Genomic DNA, 19,201 nt, shown 5'->3' with positions numbered 1-19,201 from the left:
GAAAGAGTTCGGGGAGAAAACAACAATGCCAATCGTGTACGAACAGCTGATGGCCCTGAAGAATCTGGGCCAGAAATACAGCTACAGCGATCGCGACGTGATGCTCTATGCCTATGGCATCGGGCTCGGCGCCGATCCGATGGACGAGAACGAGCTCGCCTTCGTCAATGAGGGCGTGCTGACGCCGCGGCCCCTCAGGGTGGTGCCGACCTTCGCGTCGGTCGCAGCCTGGGGCGCGGGCCCCGGCGAGATGAACCTCAACCGCGTCATGGTGGTCGACGGCGAGCGCGACATCACCTTCCACAAGCCGTTCGCGACCGCGGCCCACATCACGGCCGACTCGACCGTGCTCGACGTGTTCGACAAGGGCAAGGACAAGGGCGCGGTGATCCGCCATCAGACCGTGCTGAAGGACGAGAAGGGCGACAAGCTTGCGACGCTCGTCGCCTCGCGCTTCGCCCGCGGCGACGGCGGCTTCGGCGGCCCGTCGGACGGCCAGCCCGAGCCGCACAAGGTGCCGGAGCGCGCGCCGGACAAGGTGGTCGACATCACGACGAGGCCCGACCAGGCGCTGATCTACCGGCTCTGTGGCGACCGCAATCCGCTGCACTCCGACCCGGAGTTCGCCAAGAAGGCCGGCTTCCCGCGGCCGATCCTGCACGGCATGTGCACCTACGGCATCACCTGCCGCGGCGTGCTGCAGACCTATGCCGACTATGATCCGTCAGCCTTCAAGCAGCACGCGGCGCGGTTCTCCTCGCCGGTGTTTCCCGGCGAGACTGTGACGATGGAGCTGTGGAAGGACGGCAACGTGGTGTCGTTCGAGGCCAAGGTGAAGTCGCGCGGCGTCACCGTGATCAAGAGCGGCAAGACGGTGCTGGCGTAGCTCTCATGCCCCGGACGCGGCGCAGCGCGCAAGCCGTGCGATGCAGAGCCGGGGCCCAGCTGCCGGGCGTGGGTCCCGGCTCAGCGAAGCAGTGTTTCACGCTGCATCGCGTCCGGGACACAATAACAACGGAGAAACGACCATGGGATTACTCGACGGCAAGGTGGCGCTGATCACGGGCGCCGGCGGCGGACTTGGTGAAGCCTACGCGAAGCTGTTTGCGCGCGAGGGCGCGGCGGTGGTCGTCAACGATCTCGGCGGTCCGCGCGACGGCTCGGGCTCCGACAAGTCGATGGCCGACAAGGTGGTCGACGCGATCAAGGCAGAGGGCTGCCGCGCGGTCGCCAACGGCGCCGACATCTCGACCTTGGCCGGCGGCCAATCGGTGTTCGACGACGCGATCAAGCATTTCGGCCGCGCCGACATCCTGGTCAACAATGCCGGCATCCTGCTCGACGAGACCTTCCACAAGGCCAAGGAAGCGAACTGGGACAGGGTGATGAAGGTGCATCTGAAAGGCACCTTCTGCTGCACCCAGCCGGTGTTCAAATGGATGCGCGACAATGGCGGCGGCGTCATTGTCAACACCTCCTCGACCTCGGGCCTGATCGGCAATTTCGGCCAGACCAATTACGGCGCGGCCAAGGGCGGCATCTGGGGCCTCTCCAACGTGCTGGCGATCGAGGGCCGCAAGTACAACATCCGGATCTGGACGCTGGCGCCGGGCGCGCTGACCCGCATGACCGCAGACCTGCCGCGCTACAAGGAGAACCCGGGTGCGGCGCTCGGCCCGGACGGCATTGCGCCGGCCGTGCTCTACATGGTCAGCGACCTGTCGGGCGACCAAACCGGCAAGGTCCTCGGCGTCTCGGGCCCGCGCGGCGTCCGCGAGATGCGGATGATGGAGATGGAGGGCTGGAAGCCGCCCTTTACCGGCTGGAAGGCGGAGGACATCGCCACCCACGCCAAGGAGATCTTCTTCTCCGAGGAGCAGATCAAGATGGGCGCGCGGCGGTTCTGACCTTACGTCATTCCGGGCCTGCGCCAAGTGGCGTATCCCGGAATGACGCTGTATAGAGGCGGAAACAGATGAGGCACCCATGACAAAACTCACCGCCCAGGCCGCCGGAACCTTCGCGATCGCGCCGACCCCGTTCCACGACGACGGCCGTATCGACGAGGCATCGATCGACCGGCTGACCGATTTCTACACCGAGGTCGGCTGCGACGGCGTCACGGTGCTGGGCATTCTGGGCGAGGCGCCGAAGCTCGACGCCGCCGAAGCCGAGCAGGTCGCGCTGCGCTTCGTCAAGCGCGCCAAGAAGCTGCAGGTGATCGTCGGCGTCTCGGCGCCGGGCTTCGCCACGATGCGTTCGCTGGCGAGGAAGTCGATGGATGCGGGCGCCGCCGGCGTGATGATCGCGCCGCCGCCGCATCTGCGCACCGACGACCAGATCGCAGGCTATTTCAAGCAGGCGCAGGAAGCGATCGGCGATGATATTCCCTGGGTGCTGCAGGACTATCCGCTGACGCTCACCGTCGTGTTCACGCCCGCGGTGATCCGCAAGATCGTGATGGATTCGCCGTCCTGCGTGATGCTCAAGCACGAAGACTGGCCGGGCCTCGAGAAGATCTCGACCTTGCGCAACTTCCAGAAGGACGGCTCGCTGCGGCCGCTGTCGATCCTGGTCGGCAATGGCGGCCTGTTCCTCGATTTCGAGATGGAGCGCGGCGCCGACGGCGCGATGACCGGTTATGCCTTCCCTGAACTCCTGATCGACGTCGTCAATCTGTCGAAGGCCGGAAAACGCGACGCCGCGCATGATCTGTTCGACGCGCATCTGCCGCTGATCCGCTACGAGCAGCAGCCGGGCGTCGGCCTCACCGTGCGCAAATACGTGCTGCAGAAGCGCGGCATCATCTCCTCCAGCGCCCAGCGTAAGCCCGGTGCTGTCATCACGCCGCAGGCGAGGGCGGAGGTCGACTATCTGCTCTCCCGCGTGGCGCGCGTCGATCGCCGCGCCAATCTACAACCGCAATCCAGTGCAGCAGGATAATTATGACAGAGATCGTTGCCCCGCGCCTTGCGTCGACCGTGCTGCTGCTGCGTGACGGAACGTCGTCCGAAATCGAAGTCTTCATGATGGTCCGCCATCACCAGATCGAGTTCAATTCGGGTGCGCTGGTGTTTCCGGGCGGCAGCGTCGACAAGAACGACAAGGAGATCGCCGCCAATCCCGCGCTCTATTCGGGCGGGGAAGGCCTCGACGGCGACGCGCTCGGCTTCCGCATCGCGGCGATCCGCGAAACTTTCGAGGAGAGCGGCATCCTGCTGGCGCGGCCGCAAGGGTCGAAGGATCTGGTCGACGCGAAGCGTGCGAACGACATCGCGACCGCGCATCGTGCGGCGTTGAACGAAGGCAAGATCACCTTCCTCAAGGTGCTGTCGGACAACGGCATGGTGCTCGCGCTCGACGAGCTCGTGCCGTATGCGCACTGGATCACGCCGGAGGGCATGCCGAAGCGCTTCGACACCTGGTTCTTCCTCGCCGCAGCGCCGCCCGAGCAGCTCGGCGCCCATGACGGCAAGGAATCGACCGACTCGATCTGGGTGTCGACGCGGGAAGCGCTGGAAGGCGGCGAGACCGGCCGCTTCAAGCTGCCGTTCCCGACCACGCGCAATTTGATCAGGCTCGGCAAGCAGCCGAACGTCGGTGCTGCGCTCGCCGACAGCAAGGGCAAGTCGATCGTCGCCGTGATGCCCGTGATGACCAAGACCGCCACCGGCCGCCAGCTCCGCATCCCCAAGGAAGCCGGCTACGACGGCGAGGTGTTCGACGTCGGCGCGATGGGCTGAGGTCGCCCGCGCCGGCGCTGCAAAACTTCGGCGAGTATCGAAGTATCGCCACCGGAAGCTCGCTATAACCACGTCGGTCACCGCGCTGGGCCAATTGCCCGGCGCAAAAGGAGCCGACGTGCGAGCATCTTTCGAAACGCCAATATCCGACGAAGTCCATCTGACATTGCCGGGCAGCGACGACACGCTGTTGCTGCGGCACTGGCCGGGCGCCGGCGATCCCGTGTTGTACGTTCACGGCGCGACGTTCCCGTCGGCGCTGTCGGTCGGCTATCGCTTTGGCGGGCGATCCTGGGCGGACGATCTCAATGCCTGTGGTTTCGACGTCTGGGGTTTCGATTTCATTGGGTTCGGCGGCTCGAGCCGGCCGCGGCAGATGTCGGTGCCCGCGAGCGGGATCGCGCCGCTTGGCCGCGCGCCGGATGCCGCCATTCAGGTCGGTGCGGTGGTCGATCACATCCGCAGGACGCGCGCCGGTACGCCGGTTCATATCGTCGCGCATTCGTGGGGCACGATGGCGGCCGGCCGCTTTGCAGCCGATCGCCCTGATGCCGTCGGCCGCCTCGTGCTGTTCGGGCCGATCGTCCGGCGGGAGTTGGGCGGGTTGCCGCTCCCCGAGAGCATCGGCGCATGGCGCGAGGTCACCATCGCGGATCAACTGAAGCGATTTGTCGAGGACGTCCCACCGTCGCATCCTCCGGTGCTGATCGAACCTGACCTCGCTGAGTGGGGGCCGGCCTATCTGGCAAGCGATGCCGGCGCGGCCGGACGCAACCCGCCGGCGGTCCGGATTCCAAACGGGCCGCAGGCCGACATCATCGCCGCGATGTCGGGGCAACTCGCCTATGACCCGCGCCGCGTCCAGGCTCCGACGCTGATCGTCCGTGGTGAATGGGACAACCTTTGCCAGGATGCCGACGCCGCCTGGCTGACACATGCGCTGGGCGCATCGGAGACGGCCGATGTCGTCGTGCCGAGGGCAACGCATTTGATGCATCTCGAACACGGGCGCGAAGGCTTGTTTGCGGCGACCGCTGGCTGGCTTGCAGGGAGCGCGTCGTGAGCGGCCCCGCGACCGGCGATGCGCGCCAGCCGAACATGGGCTTCGAGCTGGCGCTGCTGCTCGCGCTCGCCACCCTCTGGGGCGGCTCCTACACCTTCATCAAGCTCGGCGTCGCGACCATCCCGCCGATCACGCTGATCGCGGCGCGCACCGCCATCGCGGGGCTGTTGCTGCTCGTCATCATGCGGATGCGCGGCGTGACGATGCCGACGGATGGCGCGACCTGGCGCCGCTTCATCTTCCAGGCCTGCCTCAACAGCGTGATCCCGTGGACGCTGATCGCCTGGGGCGAACGCTTCGTCGATGCCGGCCTCGCCACCATCCTCAATTCGGCCTCGCCGATCTTCACCTTCCTGTTCACGGCCGCGATCACCCGCCACGAGGCCGCGAGCCCGCGCAAGCTGTTCGGAGTGATGTCAGGTATGGCCGGCATCTGTCTGATCGTCGGCGTCGACGCATTCCGCGATCTCGGGGAGGGCATCGTGGCCGAGGTCGCGATCGTCGCCGCCACCATCTGCTACGCCTGCGCCGCGATCTTCAGCCGCGGCTTCAAGGGGCTCGATCCGATGGCGCCGGCCGCCGGCTCGCTGATCGCGGGCGCGGCGGTGCTGATCCCGCTCAGCTTCGCCGTCGAACGGCCCTGGACGCTGACGCCGTCAACCAGCTCGCTGCTCGCCTTGCTGGCGCTTGCGGTGTTCTCGACCGCGATCGCCTTCGTGATCTACTTCCGCCTGATCCAGACTTTGGGTTCGGTCGGCACCACCGCGCAGGCCTATCTGCGGGTGCCGATCGGGGTGGCGCTCAGCGTCGTTTTTCTGGGCGAACGGCTGAGCCCGACGGCGTGGATCGGGCTCGCCTGCGTCGTGATCGGCGTCGCCGCGATGACGATTCCTGCGCGCAGAATCACCACGGCCTGAGGTCATCGCCGCGATGACGATCCCGGCGCGGATGACCGCCGGCGCCTGATGCGCTGTCTCCCGAAACCGGCTGCCGCCTGGATGTCGCCGGATGTATCAAGGAGGCCGGCATCCCGCCGGACTAGGCCTGACGCCACCCTGTGCCGGAATCGGCCACCGGCGGCGCGCGGGTGACAGAGGTCACACCGCCGGCCGGCCCGGCCTTTCAGCATGTTTCCCCAAAGCCCGTAATTTCCCGTATATTGGGCCGCATTGGACCCCGGCCTTGATGACATGACCGCTGAATTGCCGCCGAATTCGCAAGCGCCGCGTGCGTTCTCCCTTTCCATTGGCCAGCTCACGTTCGGCAGCTTCCTGCTGGTGCTGGCTGTGATCATCATCACGTCCACGGCCAGCGTGATCGCGATCCGGCACATCGACACGACCTTCGCCGAGCTGCAGCGGCTGCAAAGCGTCGGCGACATTGCCGAGGACATCGACCGTCGCACCAACGAGCTGCGGCTGGCGGCGCGGGACTTCGTCACCGAGCCCGGAAACCAGTCGGCCCAGGTCGCCGAGGCAGCCCAGTCGCTGAGCGAGATCCTGAAGAAGACCCGGATCGAGCTGGCGCCCGAGCAGCAGGACATGATCGACGGCGTCACCCAGCGGCTGGCGACCTATCGCAGCGGGATCGAGCGCATCTCGGCGCTGCTCAGCCGCCGTGCCGAGATCGTCGCCGGGCTGCCGCCGCTGCGCGACGCGTTCGACAAGGCGCTCGCCGCGAGCAATGATGCGGCGCTCGCCAGCACGCTGTCGCAGGTGCAGAGCCGCATTGCCACCGCGCTGCTGGCGCACAACACATCGGCCGCCGAGCAGGCCGCGCAAAGCATGCGGGCGATGACCATCGCCGATCCCGCCCTGCGCGGCGCGGTCGACAATTATGCCGAGGCGATGAGCGCGATTTCGGTGCGCGAGGGCCAGATCGCCGACATCGACCGCGAGGTGCTCGGCGCCGAAGGCCGCCTCATCCAGAAGGTCACCGAGCTGTTGCGCGAGCTCAGCTCGCGCCGCGGCCACGTGCTGTCGCGCGATTTCGCGCGCACGCTGGCTGAGGCAAAATGGCAGAGCATCGTGCTCGGCACGGCGGGGGTGCTGATCGGCCTGTTCGCCTCGGTGCTGGTGGTTCGCCGCACCGTTCGCCCGCTCGCCAGGATCGCCGGATCGATCCGCAAGGTCGCGGGCGGCGAGAAGAGCGCATTCATTCCGGGCGCCGACCTCGACAACGAGATCGGCGACATCGCGCGCGCCGCCGAAGTGTTCCGCCAGACCCTGGTCGACGCCGACAGCGCGCGCGAGGCCGCACTGCGCGCGCTTGCCGAGCAGCGGCTCGCCGAGGAGAGCTACCACAAGCTGTTCGAGGCATCGGTCGACGGCATCTACGTCACGACGCCGGGCGGCGCGCTGCTCAACGCCAATCCGGCGCTGGCGCGGATGATGGGCTATGCTGCGCCGCAGGACCTGATCAACGGCATCGGCGACATCGCCTCCACCGTCTATGTCGATCCGGCGGCGCGCCAGCAGTACCAGCAACTGATGCAGCGCGACGGCACGGTGCGCGACTACGAGTATCAGGTGCGCTCGCGCGACGGTACCGTGCTGTGGCTGTCCGATTCCGCGACCGTCGTACGCAACGACGAGGGCGAGGTGATCCGCTACGAGGGCACGGTGCGCGACATCACCGACCAGAAGCGCGCCGAAGATGCCATCGCCGAAGGCCGCCGGCTGTTGCAGATGGTGATCGACACGGTGCCGGCCGTCATCAACGTCAAGGAGCGCAATTTGCGCTACGTGCTGATGAACCGCTACATGGCGGGCATCTTCGGCATCGAGCCGCAGGACGCGATCGGCCAGACCACCGCCGAGCTGATGGCGCGCTATGGCGCAGCCAAGACCGATGAGAACGACAAGCGTGTCCTCTCGGCGCGCCGCGAGCTTGGTTTCTACGAAGAGGAGTACAGGGACGTAGCCGGCAACATGCGGCAATGGCTGGTCAACAAGCTGCCGATCCTCGATGCCCAGGGCGACATCGAGAACATCGTCACGGTCGCGCTCGACATCGGCGAGCGCAAGCGGTCCGAACAGGAGATGCGCAAGGCGAGGGATTCCGCGGAGGCTGCGCTGCGCAATCTGCGGGAAACCCAGAATTCGCTGATCGAGGCCGAGAAGCTCGCGGCGCTCGGCCGCCTGGTGGCCGGCGTCGCCCATGAGGTCAACAATCCCGTCGGCATCAGCCTCACGGTGGCCTCCGCGCTGGAGCGCAAGACCGCCAACTTCGCGACCCAGGTCGAGCGCGGCGACCTGCGCCGCTCGAGCCTCAATGACTTCCTGAACACGGCGCGGGATGCCTCCTCGCAGCTCGTCGCCAATCTGAACCGCGCCGCCGAGCTGATCCAGTCGTTCAAGCAGGTCGCCGCCGACCGCAACTATTCGGACCAGCGCAGCTTTGATCTCGGCGATCTCACCGAGCAGGTGGTGATGAGTCTGCGGCCCGGCCTGCGCAAGCACAATCTGACGCTCAATGTCGATTGCGAGCCGAACCTGATCATGAATTCCTATCCCGGACCGTATGGCCAGGTGCTGACCAATCTGTTCCTCAACGCGGTCGCGCATGCGTTCCCGGACGGCAAGGCCGGCGAGGTCGAGATCCAGGTGCACGCCTCGGGCAACGACTACGTCGAGGTGATCTTCGCCGACAATGGCTGCGGCATGAGCCTCGACGTGCGCCGCCGTGCCTTCGATCCGTTCTTCACGACGCGGCGCGACCAGGGCGGCACCGGCCTCGGGCTGCACATCGTCTATAGCATCGTCACCAACCGCCTCGGCGGCCGGCTCTCGCTCGATTCCGCGCCGGGCAACGGCACCCGCATCCAGATGATCCTGCCGCGCGTCGCGCCGCTGGAGCAGGCCGCGGAGTAGGGTGCGCCGCGAGTTCGCTCTGACCCCGTCATCGCCGCGCAAAGGCTTCGCCTTTGTCGCTGGAGGAGCGCGAGGCGCGTCTCGAAGGATCGACGGCCACCAACCGGGCCGCGCGCCCTTCGAGACGCGCGCAAGAGCGCGCTCCTCAGGGTGACGGGTCAAAATACTATGAGGGCCTAATTGATATCCGCGAGCTTGTGCAGCGTGGCGCCGAAGATCAGGCTCGCTTTGCCGACCAGCGCGGTTCCACTCATGGTGCCGCGGGTGTCGGTGAAGGTGCCGGAGACGCCGATGCCGACCGGCGCGGGCCCGCCGAACAGCGGGTTGTCGGTCTCGCGCGGCGTGGTGTGGCGTTGCACGAGGACCTCGCCCTTGAACGCGTCACCCTTCACCGTGTAGCTGCCGGTGTAATAGAGATAGGCATCGCCGCCGAGAATTTGCCCGTCGCGGAAAAGAATCACTCCGCTGCCCTTGCCGACGCGTCCGTCCAGCAGGGTGACGTGGATTGAGTACAGCCCGTTCTTCATAACGTCCCATTTGCCGGCTGCCGCACCCGCAGCAATCCGGATTGGTTTTTTATGCCAAAGCGAGCAACCTCGTGCAATGCGGCAGGTTGATTCCGGGGGTGGTCCGGAGTGGCCGTGAACCCTCGGTTCCTGCCAGGCGGTGTGACGGCGCGATGACAGCGGACCGTGCGCGCGAATCGAACCGTGCGCGCGAATCGAACTGGCCCGCGAAATGCATAGCTCTGGTCGCACTGGCCGGTGAGTGCTGGAGCGAACACATGTCAGACTGGATTGAATCGGGCGGCCGTTTGGCGCGCCCTCGCATTGCCAATGGAACTTGGGCCCGTAGCGCGGGCCGTGTGATGGTGTCTCTCGGGCTGACGATGCTGGTGCTGGCCGCGGCCATGCAAATCGCGCGGGCGCGCGATCCCGATGGCCGCTACGCCAATTCGCCGCTCAAGGAATGGTTTGACGGTCTGCGCAGCGGCAAGGGGCCATGCTGCTCGGATGCCGACGGCAGCGCAGTCAGCGACGTCGATTGGGAATCGAAGGACGGGCACTACCGCGTGCGTCTCGACGGAGCATGGGTCGACGTCCCCGACGAGGCTGTGGTTACCGAGCCCAACCGGGTCGGGCGCGCCATGGTCTGGCCGATCAAGAGCTATATGGGCGTGACGATCCGCTGCTTCATGCCCGGCAGCATGACGTAGCGGACCGGTCTTCGCTCACGCGTATTTCTGGTCGCGCTCGAGCAGTTCGATCGAGATGCCTTGCGGGCCGCGGATGAAACAGATCCGTACGCCGGGGCGGATCGTGGTCGGCTCCTTGGTGAACTCGACGCCCTTGGCCTTGATCTCGGCCGCGACCGCGTCGATGTCCTTCACGGTCAGCCCGAAATGATCGAGCCCCTGATACGGCGTCACCGGCGGGGCGTTGACGCCGTCGCCTTGCGTCACTTCCGCGATGAACACCTTGGCGCCGCCGAGCTGGACGTCGATGCGGCCGGGGCCGCGGATGATCTCGCCGCCGAGAATGTCGCGCAGCCAGGTCGCGGTGGCCTCGGGGTCGGGACTGCGCAGATGAACGTGGTCCCAGGTGACGACAGGCATTGCGATCTCCTTGTTGCTCTCGCGCGCGCTTGGGTGCGTGGCACCCGCTCTCGGCGGCGCAAATCTAACGAGCGGCCCGTTGGGATACCATCCCTCCGAGATGCCAGCCGCAAGATCGTCGTCCCGGAATGAAACCATTCCGGCCGTCGGTGATTGTTCTCGCGTGGCCGCCCGACCTGCGGCCGTCCCGGATGCCGCATGCTGCGATGCCTGCGGTTTTCCTGCTTGGTGGCGGCTTGATCGGGCGTCGAGGGTGAGGGCACGACGATGCGGATCGGCTTGGCGTCGTTTCGAAGGTTTGACGCCGGACGTCTCGGTGAGGGCGGCCTCTACGCCAGCATGCTGTTGTCGGTGATCGCCGTCGCCGGGATTACGGCGTGGTTCATGCTCCCCGAGCCGAGCGATGCCGGAGACCAGGATGTGTGGCCGGTGTCTTCCGCCGTCATTCGCACCGCGCAGGATGTATCGACGGGGGCGCAGCCTGCCCAAATCACAAATCAAGCCGCAAAGGATGCGCCGGCCGCACCGGCAGCTGAACCGGCCACGGTCGGCGTGGCGACCGCCGCGCCGCCGGCCGGGGAGGCCAGAGCGTCCGAGCCGGGCACCGAGAGATCGCCGCTGGACAGGCTGCGGATCGCCTCGCAATCTTGGCGGCGTGGCGGGCTGGGTTCGAAGGTGCTGGTCACCCTGACGCTACGCAATGCCAATGATTTCGCGGTGAAGGATATCGAGATCGCCTGCGCCTTCATCCGCAGCGACGGCAGCCCCGTGACCGAGCGCAAGCGGCTGATCCCGGACACCATCGCCATGAAGAGCCGCAAGACCTACCCCCAGATGCTGATCGGGTTCGTAAACGTTAACGCAAACAAGGCGAAATGCATGGTCGTGACCGCCAGCCGCGCCTAGAGCACTTTCGGTTCTGATTTAATCAGAACCGAAGCTCTAGCTTTTTGTTTTGACGCGTTTTCTTCACGCGAACCGGTACCCACTTCGCTCAAAAACGCTCCAAACCCTGCATCCCGAAAAAGTGACCGGGAATTGACTTGCCGGGTGAACCGTAACGGCCAGGCAGGAACTAACTAATAAGCCGACCGTTAGAGAACGACCCGGAAGCGCTGGATGGCGTCTGTCCGGGTGATCATGCGCAGACGATGAATTCGTTGCGCGATGACTGGTGTCGTCGCGTCGAGATGAACCGCGCCCGTAGCGCGGGGGGAGCTACCAAATGCCTGTGGCGCGTTATTTCCTGTTCGTTGGTGGCGTGCTGCTCGCGCTGCTCTTCGTCGTCAACGCCATCGTTCCGCAAGAGGCCGTGGTCGCCAGTCAGGGCCAAGGCCTGTCGTCGCCCGGCGTCGACAGCAAGACCATGGTACGCATCAAATCGACCCAGAAACTGCCGGAGCGGGTGGTGTACGACACCAACCTGCCGACCATCGTTCCGTTGCAGGTGAACGCGGTTGCTGCGGCGACCCCGCCGGCTGCCAGCGATGCGTCGGCGCAGGCCCGCGTCCGTGACACGTTCGCCCAGTTCATTCCGTCGGAGAAGGCTGACGCGCAGAAGGGCGCCGTCGTGGCCGAGGCGAAGCCGGCCGAGCAGCCGGTGCAGGCGCCGAAGAAGCGCAAGATTGCGCGCAGCCATCCCCATTCCCAGCAGCCGATGCGGCTGGCCCAGCCCGGCATGTATCAGCCTTACCGTATCGCGCAGCAGCAGCCGCGCATGGGCTTCTTTGGCGGCTTCGGTACCTGGTAGACGAGGACACGCCACAACCGGCAATCGACACGCCGCCGCAAACACTTGCGGCGGCATTTTCATGTCCGCGAGATCAGGCGGGTAACCGGTTGCGGGAAGGCGCCCGAGTGGCCGGAACCGGTTAGCGCGGCAGGCGCGGAATTTTGTCGGCGAAGCCGTTGTAGCAGGTCAGCCGCTCGTCCTCTTCCTTGACGAACCGGCATTCGGCGACGCCCTTGGCAGGGGCGGCCTTCGGCTTGGGCTGCGGCTTGAAGATCTCGTCGTAGCACATCAGCCGCTCCTTGGTGGCGTCGTCGATGTCCTGGCAGGCCTGGAGCTTCTGCGCGACCGATTGCGGCTTGCCGGGCGCAGCCTTCTCGCCCTTCTTGGCCGCCGATTTCTTGCCGACCTGGACCAGCGGCTTGTCGCCGACCATCGGCTGCGGGGCCGCCGCGGGCTTGTCGGCGGCGGGGGGTGGTGTGGTGGTTGGAGCGGTGCCTTGAGCAAGCGCTCCAGCCGGGCAGAGGAGCGCCAGCGCGAGGATGATATGTCTCATGGTGAAAATGTCCGAAGTGGCGTGATGACCGGAAGGATGGCGCCGGGGATCGGAAAAGCCCGGCAAGTGCCGAGGCTTATCGCAAGTTCTGCCCGAATCCTACCCCGGAGGGGCCCCGCCCGGCACCGATCCACCGGCAAAAACAGGGGCAATTCGTCGCCGGTTCGGCCACAAGCGAGCGTGATTTGCGTTCGCCGGGCCGGGCGGCTATGAGGACGCTATCTGCGCGACTGGCGCTTGGATGGACCACCATCGGGGAGCGCAGAGACTGAATGCCGCGCGCCTGGGCACCGCTTCGAAACGGAGGTGCCATGACGGCGAACATTCTTGACGGGCATGCACATGCCCAAATTGTCATCGACAAGGTTGCTAGCGAACTGGACCGGCTGCCCCGTGCGCCCGGGCTCACGGTCGTGCTGGTTGGCTGTGACCCGGCGAGCCAGATCTACGTACAGAGCAAGGTCAGGATGGCCGAGCGGCTTGGCCTGCGCGGCGAGGTCGAACGCCTGCCGGATGACGCCAGCGAGGCCGATCTGCTGGCCAGGATCGACGCGCTCAACGCACGCGACGATATCGACGGCATCCTGATCCAGCTGCCGCTGCCGGCGCATATCGACGCCTTGCGCGTGATGGCGGCGGTCGATCCCGCGAAGGATGTCGACGGCCTGCATGCGCTGAACGCAGGCCGGCTGTTTCACGGCGACGATGCCTTGGTGCCGTGCACGCCGCTCGGCTGTCTCAGGCTGATCAAGGCGATCCGGCCCGATCTCACCGGCGCTCATGCCGTGGTGATCGGCAGCTCCAACATCGTGGGCAAGCCGATGGCCGCGCTGCTGCTGCAGGAGCAGGCGACCGTGACGCAGACCCACATCCACACCCGCGGCATCAGCAAGATCTGCCGTCAGGCCGATATCCTGGTCAGCGCAGTTGGGAAGGCGGGCCTCGTACGCGGTGACTGGATCAAGCCGCAGGCCATCGTCATCGACGTCGGCACCACGCGTGTCGAGAAGCCGGAGGGCGGCTATGCGGTCTGCGGCGACGTCTTCTTCGACGAAGCGGTGCAGGTCGCCGGCGCGATCACGCCGGTGCCGCGCGGCGTCGGCCCGATGACGATCGCCTGCCTGATGGAGAACACGGTGAAGGCCGCGAAGGCGAGGGCGGCGCGGCTGCAATAGCAGCAGGGTGCTTGCAGCGAGACGCGAGCGGCCGGCGCCGCGCGCGTCTCTGCTTTGCGCGCAGTCCAATGCGCGAAGACCATAACCCCGCAGGTCATGGAAAGCCCGCAGCATTGGTCTATCCTCGCGCGACAGATGGAGGCGCGCGATGCTGTATGCGGAAGATCTCACCGAGGGCCAGACATTCCAGCTCGGCACCTACACGATCGGCGAAGCCGAGATCCTGGAGTTCGCCGGCAAATATGATCCGGTGCCGATCCATACCGACCCCGTCGCGGCCGCAGCGGGCCCGTTCGGCGGCCTGATCGCAAGCGGCTTCAATACCATCGCGATCTATCAGCGGCTCGTCGTGGAGGCGATCTGGACCAAGGTAGCGGGCATCGTCGGGCGGAGCTTCGAGATCCGCCTGCCGAGCCCGGTCCGCCCGGGCGCCACGCTCACCGGCCAATCCCGGATCCAGAAAATCACCATCAGGCCGGAGCGGCGCGACGCCGTCGTGATCTTCAAGACCGAGCTCGTCAACGACGAGCAGCGCCCCGTGCTTGTCCTGGTTCTCGATGCGCTGATCCACATGCGGCCCACGGAGCAGCGGCGGACATAACCTCCGACCGGATCGATCTGGCCGTCCAGCAATGCAGGGGCTACGTCCGGCCGCGCGCCGCGTTTCATACAACGATGGATCTGGAACCCGCGCGCATGCGGTCAATGCGTCGCGCGTGCGGAACGTTTCGTTGTCTGATCGGTTCGAGACTGCGAAGCCCTCGGCGAAGGGTGCGGGCGGGGAGGAACCGGCCAAGGAAACCATTGAAGGAAACCACTCAGGCCGGAACCAACAAGAAGGAGCAGCGGATGAAGCTTAATTCCACGCAAGTCAAGCAGACCATGACGCAACTGAACGCCCAGGTGCTTCCGGATGATCATCCGGCGGTGGCGCAGCTGAACAGCGTGTTCGGCGAGCACACATTCTTCGTCGACACCACCGGGCTCAAGGTGCTCGAACCCGCCCAGAGCTCCGACATGCCGGGGCAGACCGGCGAGGTGGTGAGCCTAGCCGAGTGGAGCGATCCGGAGCTGACGTCGCTGCGGCCGCACGAGCCCGAACCGACCGGCGTGCTCATCACGCTTGAACCCAGCAAGCACTAGGAACATTTTCGAAATCGGCCTTCTTGATGGCGACAGTCTCCAACGTCACATCAAGAAGTGCCAAAAGTCACATGGCAAATCAGCGCCGCCTGCGTATGCATCGGTTCGAGATGGGTATCCAGGCGGTGAGGGCCAGATGGGGATCGTGCGGCGCTGGAGCTCTGACGAGGACGACAAGCTCAGAGAACTCGCCAGGGCCGGCAAGAATGCTCTCGAGATCAGCAACGAATTGACCCGCAGCGCTTCGGCCGTGCGCCGCCGCGCCGAGGTGCTGTCGGTCCTCATCATGGCAAAGGCGTTTCGCGCGCGCCCCTCGCATGTCGCCACCCATCTGGAGCGGGTCGCAATCGACGCGATCCGACATCGCCGGCCGTTTCCCGCGGGTGTCGGCCCGAGCACCATTGCCGGAATGATCGAGAAGGGCTGGATCCTGCCGGAGTTGGGCCGGAAGTATCGCGTCACCGATGCCGGCGTAGAGGCCGTGCGCCGGAAGATCCCGAGCGGCTGAGAACGGGACGGCAAAATTCTCCGCCCGGGAAGCGCGCTCGCGCCGTTGAAGGAGGAGGGGAGACTGACGGCCAGCGCTCTCCTGTCCGTCCAACCCTCCGGCTCGATCGCACCGATGCTCAACGTCCAGCAAGCTCCAGATGACCGATACCAGCGTTTCGCCGATCTTGCGCCGTTCGTTCGTGACGCGATCGGCACCATCACCGCATTAAGCCCGGCGCAGCGGCTGGATGTGGCATTCCTCGAACGCGAATTCATTCCCGCGCTGGGGCTCAATGACGAACTGCTTCATGAGCAGCCGCCGGAGCTTGCACCGAGCTTCGGCAGGGGCCTCCACCTCTGGCAGTATCCGAACCAGCTCGCGCCGTACCTGGCCTGGCTCGCGCGCAACGCGTCCGGCATTTCCTCTTATATGGAAATCGGCTGTCGCTGGGGCGGCATGTTCATCCTGGTTGCGGAGTGGCTGAGGCACAGCGGCGCCGAACTCAGGACCGTGATCGCACTCGATCCGATCGCGCCGACGCCCTTCATCTCGACCTATTTCGATCTGCTGCAGGAGCAGGCTGGTATCGAGCCGGTCTACATACAGGACTTTTCAACCTCACCGCTGGTCGGTGCCCATGTCGATCGGCTGAAGCCCGACTTCGTCTTCATCGACGGCGATCACAGCCTGCGCGGTGCGATGCAGGATCACCTGCTGGTGCGCTCCCACGCCAGCATCATCGTGCATCATGACATCCGTTCGCAGGCCTGTCCGGATACGACGCTGCTCTGGAAGGCGCTGAAGGAATTCGAAGCACCTGGCTTCGATGCGTTCGAATTCATCAGCCAGTATCCGTCCGTCAACGGATCGTTCCTCGGCATCGGCGCGATGAAGCGGCGGCCCTAACTGGCGCGCGGCGCCGAAGCTGACGCACCGTTGACTGCACGCGGCGAGGGGCGGCGCGTCTCAAGATATGAATTGCCCCAGACCCATAGCGACCGGATGACGGGCTCGAGCGAGCGGCCGAGCGGCGTCAGCGAGTATTCGACACGCAGCGGCACCTCCGGATAGATCTCACGGTGGATCAGATCAGCGGTTTCGAGCTCGCGAAGTTGCCTCGTCAGCATGCGTTGCGAAATCCGCGACAGCCGCCGCCCGAGTTCGTTGAAGCGAATGGTGTCGCCGAGCAGGTGATAGAGGATCACGGCTTTCCACTTTCCGTCGATCAGATCGAGCGTCGCCTCGACGGGGCAGCCGACCGCGCAGTCATAGCTCTTCGCATCAAGCCCCTTCATGGTTCACTCCCTGATACTACCGGACATTCCTGTGCGTAATTGTCAGCGCCCAAATTAGCGCGCAACGTCGATCCCGCAAAGCCGAACATTGCCGATAAGGGCCGGTCCGGCGCGCAGGACATATCAACGACAACAGGGAGGGGACCCGCGTGAAGCGAGGGATTTTGTTGATCGCCGCGATGACGGCGAGCGTATGGCTATCGAGCGCGCGTGCGGATGAGGCGGTCCGTGCCGAGATCGTGGCGCGTTTGCCCGAGTCGGTCGGCAACATCGCCATCACGCCGGACAACCAGCTCATCTTCAGCCATCACCCATTCTTCAGTCCCGAGATCAGGGTCGCCAAGCTGACGTCGCCGACGACGTCACAGCCATTTCCAAGCGCGGAGTGGAATACGCCGCGGAAAGGCACCGACCAGTATCTCGACAACGTGCTCGGGCTCAGGTCGGACGAGAATGGCGTGGTCTGGATCATCGACATGGGATTCCGCACCAACATCACGCCCAAGCTGGTCGGATGGAATACCCGCAGCGACCGGCTCGAGCGCATCTACTACATGCCCGATCCGGTCACGCGGCCGGGCTCGCAGCCGCAGGACATTGTCATCGACCAGAAGCATCGCAAATTCTATATCGCCGACGAGAATATCGGCCCAGGCGGCGACGGATCGCATGCCGCGATCATTGTCATCGACATGGATACCGGGCGCGCAAGGCGCGTGCTTGACGGCGACCGCTCCACGATCCCCGAAGACCTGCCGATCACGGTGGACGGCAAGGATCTCACCGTCTCGGGCAAGGACGGCAAGCCGTCCATCATCAAGGTCGGCTGCGACGGCATCACCATGGATGTCAGGTCGGAATGGGTCTACTTCGCGCCGCTCAGCGGCCGCTCGATCTACCGCGTGCGCGTGGCCGACCTAAATGACGAGAAGCTGACGTCCACCGAGCTCAGCACCAAGGTCGAGCGCTATTCCGACAAGCCGAACAACGGCGGGCTCTCGATCGATTATGCCGGCAATCTCTATCTCACCGCGGTCGAGAGCAAGTCGGTGGGCGTCGTCGGGACCGATCGCAAGTACCGCACCTATCTCAGCGATGCGGAGATGGTGTGGCCTGACGGAATCACGGCGTCCGCGGACGGCTACATGTACGTGTCGGCGTCGCAGATCTCTGCGGCCGCGATGTTCCACGGCGGCAAGGGCGAGAACAAGGCCCCGTATCTGATCTATCGCTTCAAGCCGCTAGCGGCAGGCTACGTCTCGCGATGACCGCGCATCGCGCGTATTGACGACGATTGCCCGGCCTGCTCGCAGGCCGGGCGACACCTGCAATCACGCATTCACCGGCCGGTCGCCGAGGTTGAGCTTGTTCTTGTCGCCGCCGGCCCACGCCAATGTCTTCGGGTCCATCACGCGGAACCAGAGCGGCGGGATCGCAGCCAGGCCGAACATGCCGGTGTAGCCGTTCGGCAGCCGCGGAATGTCGTCGAAATCGCGCAGCGACTGGTAGGGGCGCATCGGGTTGGCGTGGTGATCGGAATGACGTTGCAGATGGAACGTCATCAGGTTCGAGACGATGTGGTTGGTGTTCCAGGAGTGGCGCGGCTCGACCGCCTGGTAGCGGCCGTTCGGCAGCTTCTCGCGCAACAGCCCGTAATGCTCGACATAATTGGCCTGGGTCAGCGCATACCAGCCGAGGAAATGATGCGCGACGATGAACGGCGCGACCTTCCAGCCGAACAGCGCAATCAGAATGGCCGCGACGACGAGCGTCAGCGCAAAGCCTTGCAGGATTTCGTTGTTGACCGACCAGATCGGCTCGCCGCGTCGGGTCAGCCGTTCGGCCTCATTGCGCCAGCCGCGCTTGAACGCGCCGGGCAGCTCACGCGTCGCGAAGGCATAGATCGATTCACCGAAGCGCGCGCTGGCGGGATCTTCGGGTGTCGCGACCCAGGTGTGATGGCCGCGATTATGCTCGACGCGGAAATGGGCGTAACCCACCGCGCAGTTGGCGAGCATGCCGAACAAGATGTTGAGCCGGTCGGCCTTGTGGCCGAGCTCGTGCCCGATCAGGAGCGCGCCGCCATTGATGGTGCCGACGCCGAGCAGCAGGACGACATAGGACCACCACGGCAGCTCCTGCGTGCCGAAGAAGGCGATCAGGGCGACGTAGTTGATCCAGGGAAACACCACGGTGATGCGCGCTAGCCGCAGATAATAGGGATCGGCCTCCATCGCAGCGACCACTTCCGCCGGCGGATTGTGCGTGTCCTCGCCGATCAGGACATCGAGCAGCGGGATCAGGATGAAGATGAAGACGAACGGAATCAGCGTCACCAGCGGATTGTGCGTCCGCAGGAACAGCCAGTAGGACAACAGCGGGATCAGCGGCGGGATGAATGAGAGCATCCACAGATAGCGCTTGCCGTCCCGGTAGGTGATCGTTTCGCCAGCGGCATTGGTGCCCGTGAAGATCATCGCATTCCCTCCAGCATCTCTTGTCGAGGCGGCATTCGCCGTT

21 protein-coding genes and 1 riboswitch are annotated in these 19,201 nt (G+C 65.4%); of the genes, 16 read left to right on the top strand and 5 right to left on the bottom strand.

All coding sequences use genetic code 11. The features are described from left to right. The first annotated feature begins 25 nt into the window (after nt 1-25). The 7 genes from Q0030_RS34335 to Q0030_RS34305 all read left to right on the top strand — a co-directional run bounded on the left by Q0030_RS34335 (nt 26) and on the right by Q0030_RS34305 (nt 8,678). Complete coding sequence (locus Q0030_RS34335) at nt 26-886, top strand: MaoC family dehydratase (protein WP_298377579.1); 861 nt, start codon at nt 26-28, stop codon at nt 884-886. A 142-nt stretch (nt 887-1,028) separates the two neighbouring features. Next, nucleotides 1,029-1,907, top strand: a complete 879-nt coding sequence (locus Q0030_RS34330) for an SDR family oxidoreductase (RefSeq protein WP_298377576.1) — start codon at nt 1,029-1,031, stop codon at nt 1,905-1,907. Between the two features lie 79 nt (nt 1,908-1,986). Then, the gene (locus tag Q0030_RS34325; RefSeq protein ID WP_298377574.1) at nt 1,987-2,943 is read left to right on the top strand and encodes a dihydrodipicolinate synthase family protein; all 957 of its coding nucleotides are present in this window, start codon (nt 1,987-1,989) and stop codon (nt 2,941-2,943) included. 2 nt (nt 2,944-2,945) lie between these two features. Next, on the top strand, nt 2,946-3,743 hold the full coding sequence (locus Q0030_RS34320) for an NUDIX hydrolase (protein WP_298377572.1): 798 nt from the start codon (nt 2,946-2,948) through the stop codon (nt 3,741-3,743). Nucleotides 3,744-3,861: 118 nt separating this feature from the next. After that, a complete protein-coding gene (locus Q0030_RS34315; RefSeq protein ID WP_298377569.1) occupies nt 3,862-4,806 on the top strand; it encodes an alpha/beta fold hydrolase in 945 nt (314 codons plus the stop codon). A 35-nt stretch (nt 4,807-4,841) separates the two neighbouring features. Next, nucleotides 4,842-5,723 (top strand): EamA family transporter, encoded by an 882-nt coding sequence (locus tag Q0030_RS34310; protein WP_298377607.1) that lies wholly within the window; start codon nt 4,842-4,844, stop codon nt 5,721-5,723. A gap of 273 nt (nt 5,724-5,996) precedes the next feature. Continuing rightward, entirely contained in the window at nt 5,997-8,678 is a 2,682-nt protein-coding gene (locus Q0030_RS34305; RefSeq protein WP_298377567.1) for a PAS domain S-box protein, read from the top strand. A gap of 176 nt (nt 8,679-8,854) precedes the next feature. Here Q0030_RS34305 and Q0030_RS34300 read toward each other — a convergent pair whose 3' ends face one another. Further along, entirely contained in the window at nt 8,855-9,205 is a 351-nt protein-coding gene (locus Q0030_RS34300; RefSeq protein WP_092114933.1) for a GrlR family regulatory protein, read from the bottom strand. Between the two features lie 341 nt (nt 9,206-9,546). On the opposite strand from Q0030_RS34300, the gene Q0030_RS34295 reads away from it, so the two are divergent. Next, entirely contained in the window at nt 9,547-9,894 is a 348-nt protein-coding gene (locus tag Q0030_RS34295; protein ID WP_298377604.1) for a hypothetical protein, read from the top strand. 15 nt (nt 9,895-9,909) lie between these two features. On the opposite strand, the gene Q0030_RS34290 is transcribed toward Q0030_RS34295, so the two are convergent. Continuing rightward, nucleotides 9,910-10,293 (bottom strand): VOC family protein, encoded by a 384-nt coding sequence (locus Q0030_RS34290; RefSeq protein ID WP_173642388.1) that lies wholly within the window; start codon nt 10,291-10,293, stop codon nt 9,910-9,912. Between the two features lie 339 nt (nt 10,294-10,632). Here Q0030_RS34290 and Q0030_RS34285 point away from each other — a divergent pair, with 339 nt between their 5' ends. After that, complete coding sequence (locus Q0030_RS34285) at nt 10,633-11,199, top strand: hypothetical protein (protein ID WP_298377561.1); 567 nt, start codon at nt 10,633-10,635, stop codon at nt 11,197-11,199. Between the two features lie 319 nt (nt 11,200-11,518). Then, nucleotides 11,519-12,043 carry a hypothetical protein gene (locus tag Q0030_RS34280; protein ID WP_298377558.1) on the top strand — a complete coding sequence of 175 codons (525 nt, stop codon included), beginning with the start codon at nt 11,519-11,521 and terminating at the stop codon, nt 12,041-12,043. Nucleotides 12,044-12,164: 121 nt separating this feature from the next. Here Q0030_RS34280 and Q0030_RS34275 read toward each other — a convergent pair whose 3' ends face one another. Continuing rightward, nucleotides 12,165-12,578: a hypothetical protein gene (locus tag Q0030_RS34275; RefSeq protein WP_298377555.1), complete on the bottom strand. Its 414-nt coding sequence runs from the start codon at nt 12,576-12,578 to the stop codon at nt 12,165-12,167. A gap of 216 nt (nt 12,579-12,794) precedes the next feature. Then, a riboswitch (ZMP/ZTP riboswitch) is annotated at nt 12,795-12,874 on the top strand. A 15-nt stretch (nt 12,875-12,889) separates the two neighbouring features. Between Q0030_RS34275 and Q0030_RS34270 the strand changes: the two genes are divergently transcribed. From Q0030_RS34270 to Q0030_RS34250, 5 genes are all read left to right on the top strand, one after another. Continuing rightward, nucleotides 12,890-13,753: a tetrahydrofolate dehydrogenase/cyclohydrolase catalytic domain-containing protein gene (locus Q0030_RS34270; RefSeq protein ID WP_298377552.1), complete on the top strand. Its 864-nt coding sequence runs from the start codon at nt 12,890-12,892 to the stop codon at nt 13,751-13,753. Between the two features lie 148 nt (nt 13,754-13,901). Beyond that, a complete protein-coding gene (locus Q0030_RS34265; RefSeq protein WP_298377549.1) occupies nt 13,902-14,354 on the top strand; it encodes a MaoC/PaaZ C-terminal domain-containing protein in 453 nt (150 codons plus the stop codon). Nucleotides 14,355-14,602: 248 nt separating this feature from the next. Continuing rightward, nucleotides 14,603-14,896, top strand: coding sequence for a hypothetical protein (locus Q0030_RS34260; RefSeq protein ID WP_176530699.1), 294 nt, complete (start codon nt 14,603-14,605; stop codon nt 14,894-14,896). Nucleotides 14,897-15,032: 136 nt separating this feature from the next. Beyond that, nucleotides 15,033-15,404: a hypothetical protein gene (locus tag Q0030_RS34255; RefSeq protein WP_298377540.1), complete on the top strand. Its 372-nt coding sequence runs from the start codon at nt 15,033-15,035 to the stop codon at nt 15,402-15,404. A 114-nt stretch (nt 15,405-15,518) separates the two neighbouring features. After that, a complete protein-coding gene (locus Q0030_RS34250) occupies nt 15,519-16,292 on the top strand; it encodes a hypothetical protein (RefSeq protein ID WP_298377537.1) in 774 nt (257 codons plus the stop codon). Here the strand turns inward: Q0030_RS34250 and Q0030_RS34245 are convergent. Beyond that, nucleotides 16,289-16,681, bottom strand: a complete 393-nt coding sequence (locus Q0030_RS34245) for a helix-turn-helix domain-containing protein (protein ID WP_298377535.1) — start codon at nt 16,679-16,681, stop codon at nt 16,289-16,291. The two genes, Q0030_RS34250 and Q0030_RS34245, sit on opposite strands and share 4 nt — an antisense overlap. A 149-nt stretch (nt 16,682-16,830) precedes the next feature. Between Q0030_RS34245 and Q0030_RS34240 the strand changes: the two genes are divergently transcribed. Beyond that, complete coding sequence (locus Q0030_RS34240; RefSeq protein WP_298377534.1) at nt 16,831-17,949, top strand: L-dopachrome tautomerase-related protein; 1,119 nt, start codon at nt 16,831-16,833, stop codon at nt 17,947-17,949. A 63-nt stretch (nt 17,950-18,012) separates the two neighbouring features. Here the strand turns inward: Q0030_RS34240 and Q0030_RS34235 are convergent, their stop codons facing one another. Next, nucleotides 18,013-19,158, bottom strand: coding sequence for an alkane 1-monooxygenase (locus Q0030_RS34235; protein WP_298377531.1), 1,146 nt, complete (start codon nt 19,156-19,158; stop codon nt 18,013-18,015). Nucleotides 19,159-19,201: the final 43 nt, after the last annotated feature.

This window comes from uncultured Bradyrhizobium sp. (assembly GCF_947648125.1).
Taxonomy (GTDB): domain Bacteria; phylum Pseudomonadota; class Alphaproteobacteria; order Rhizobiales; family Xanthobacteraceae; genus Bradyrhizobium.
Note: the sequence above shows the minus strand (reverse complement) of the source record. Positions and strands in the feature narration are given on the sequence as shown.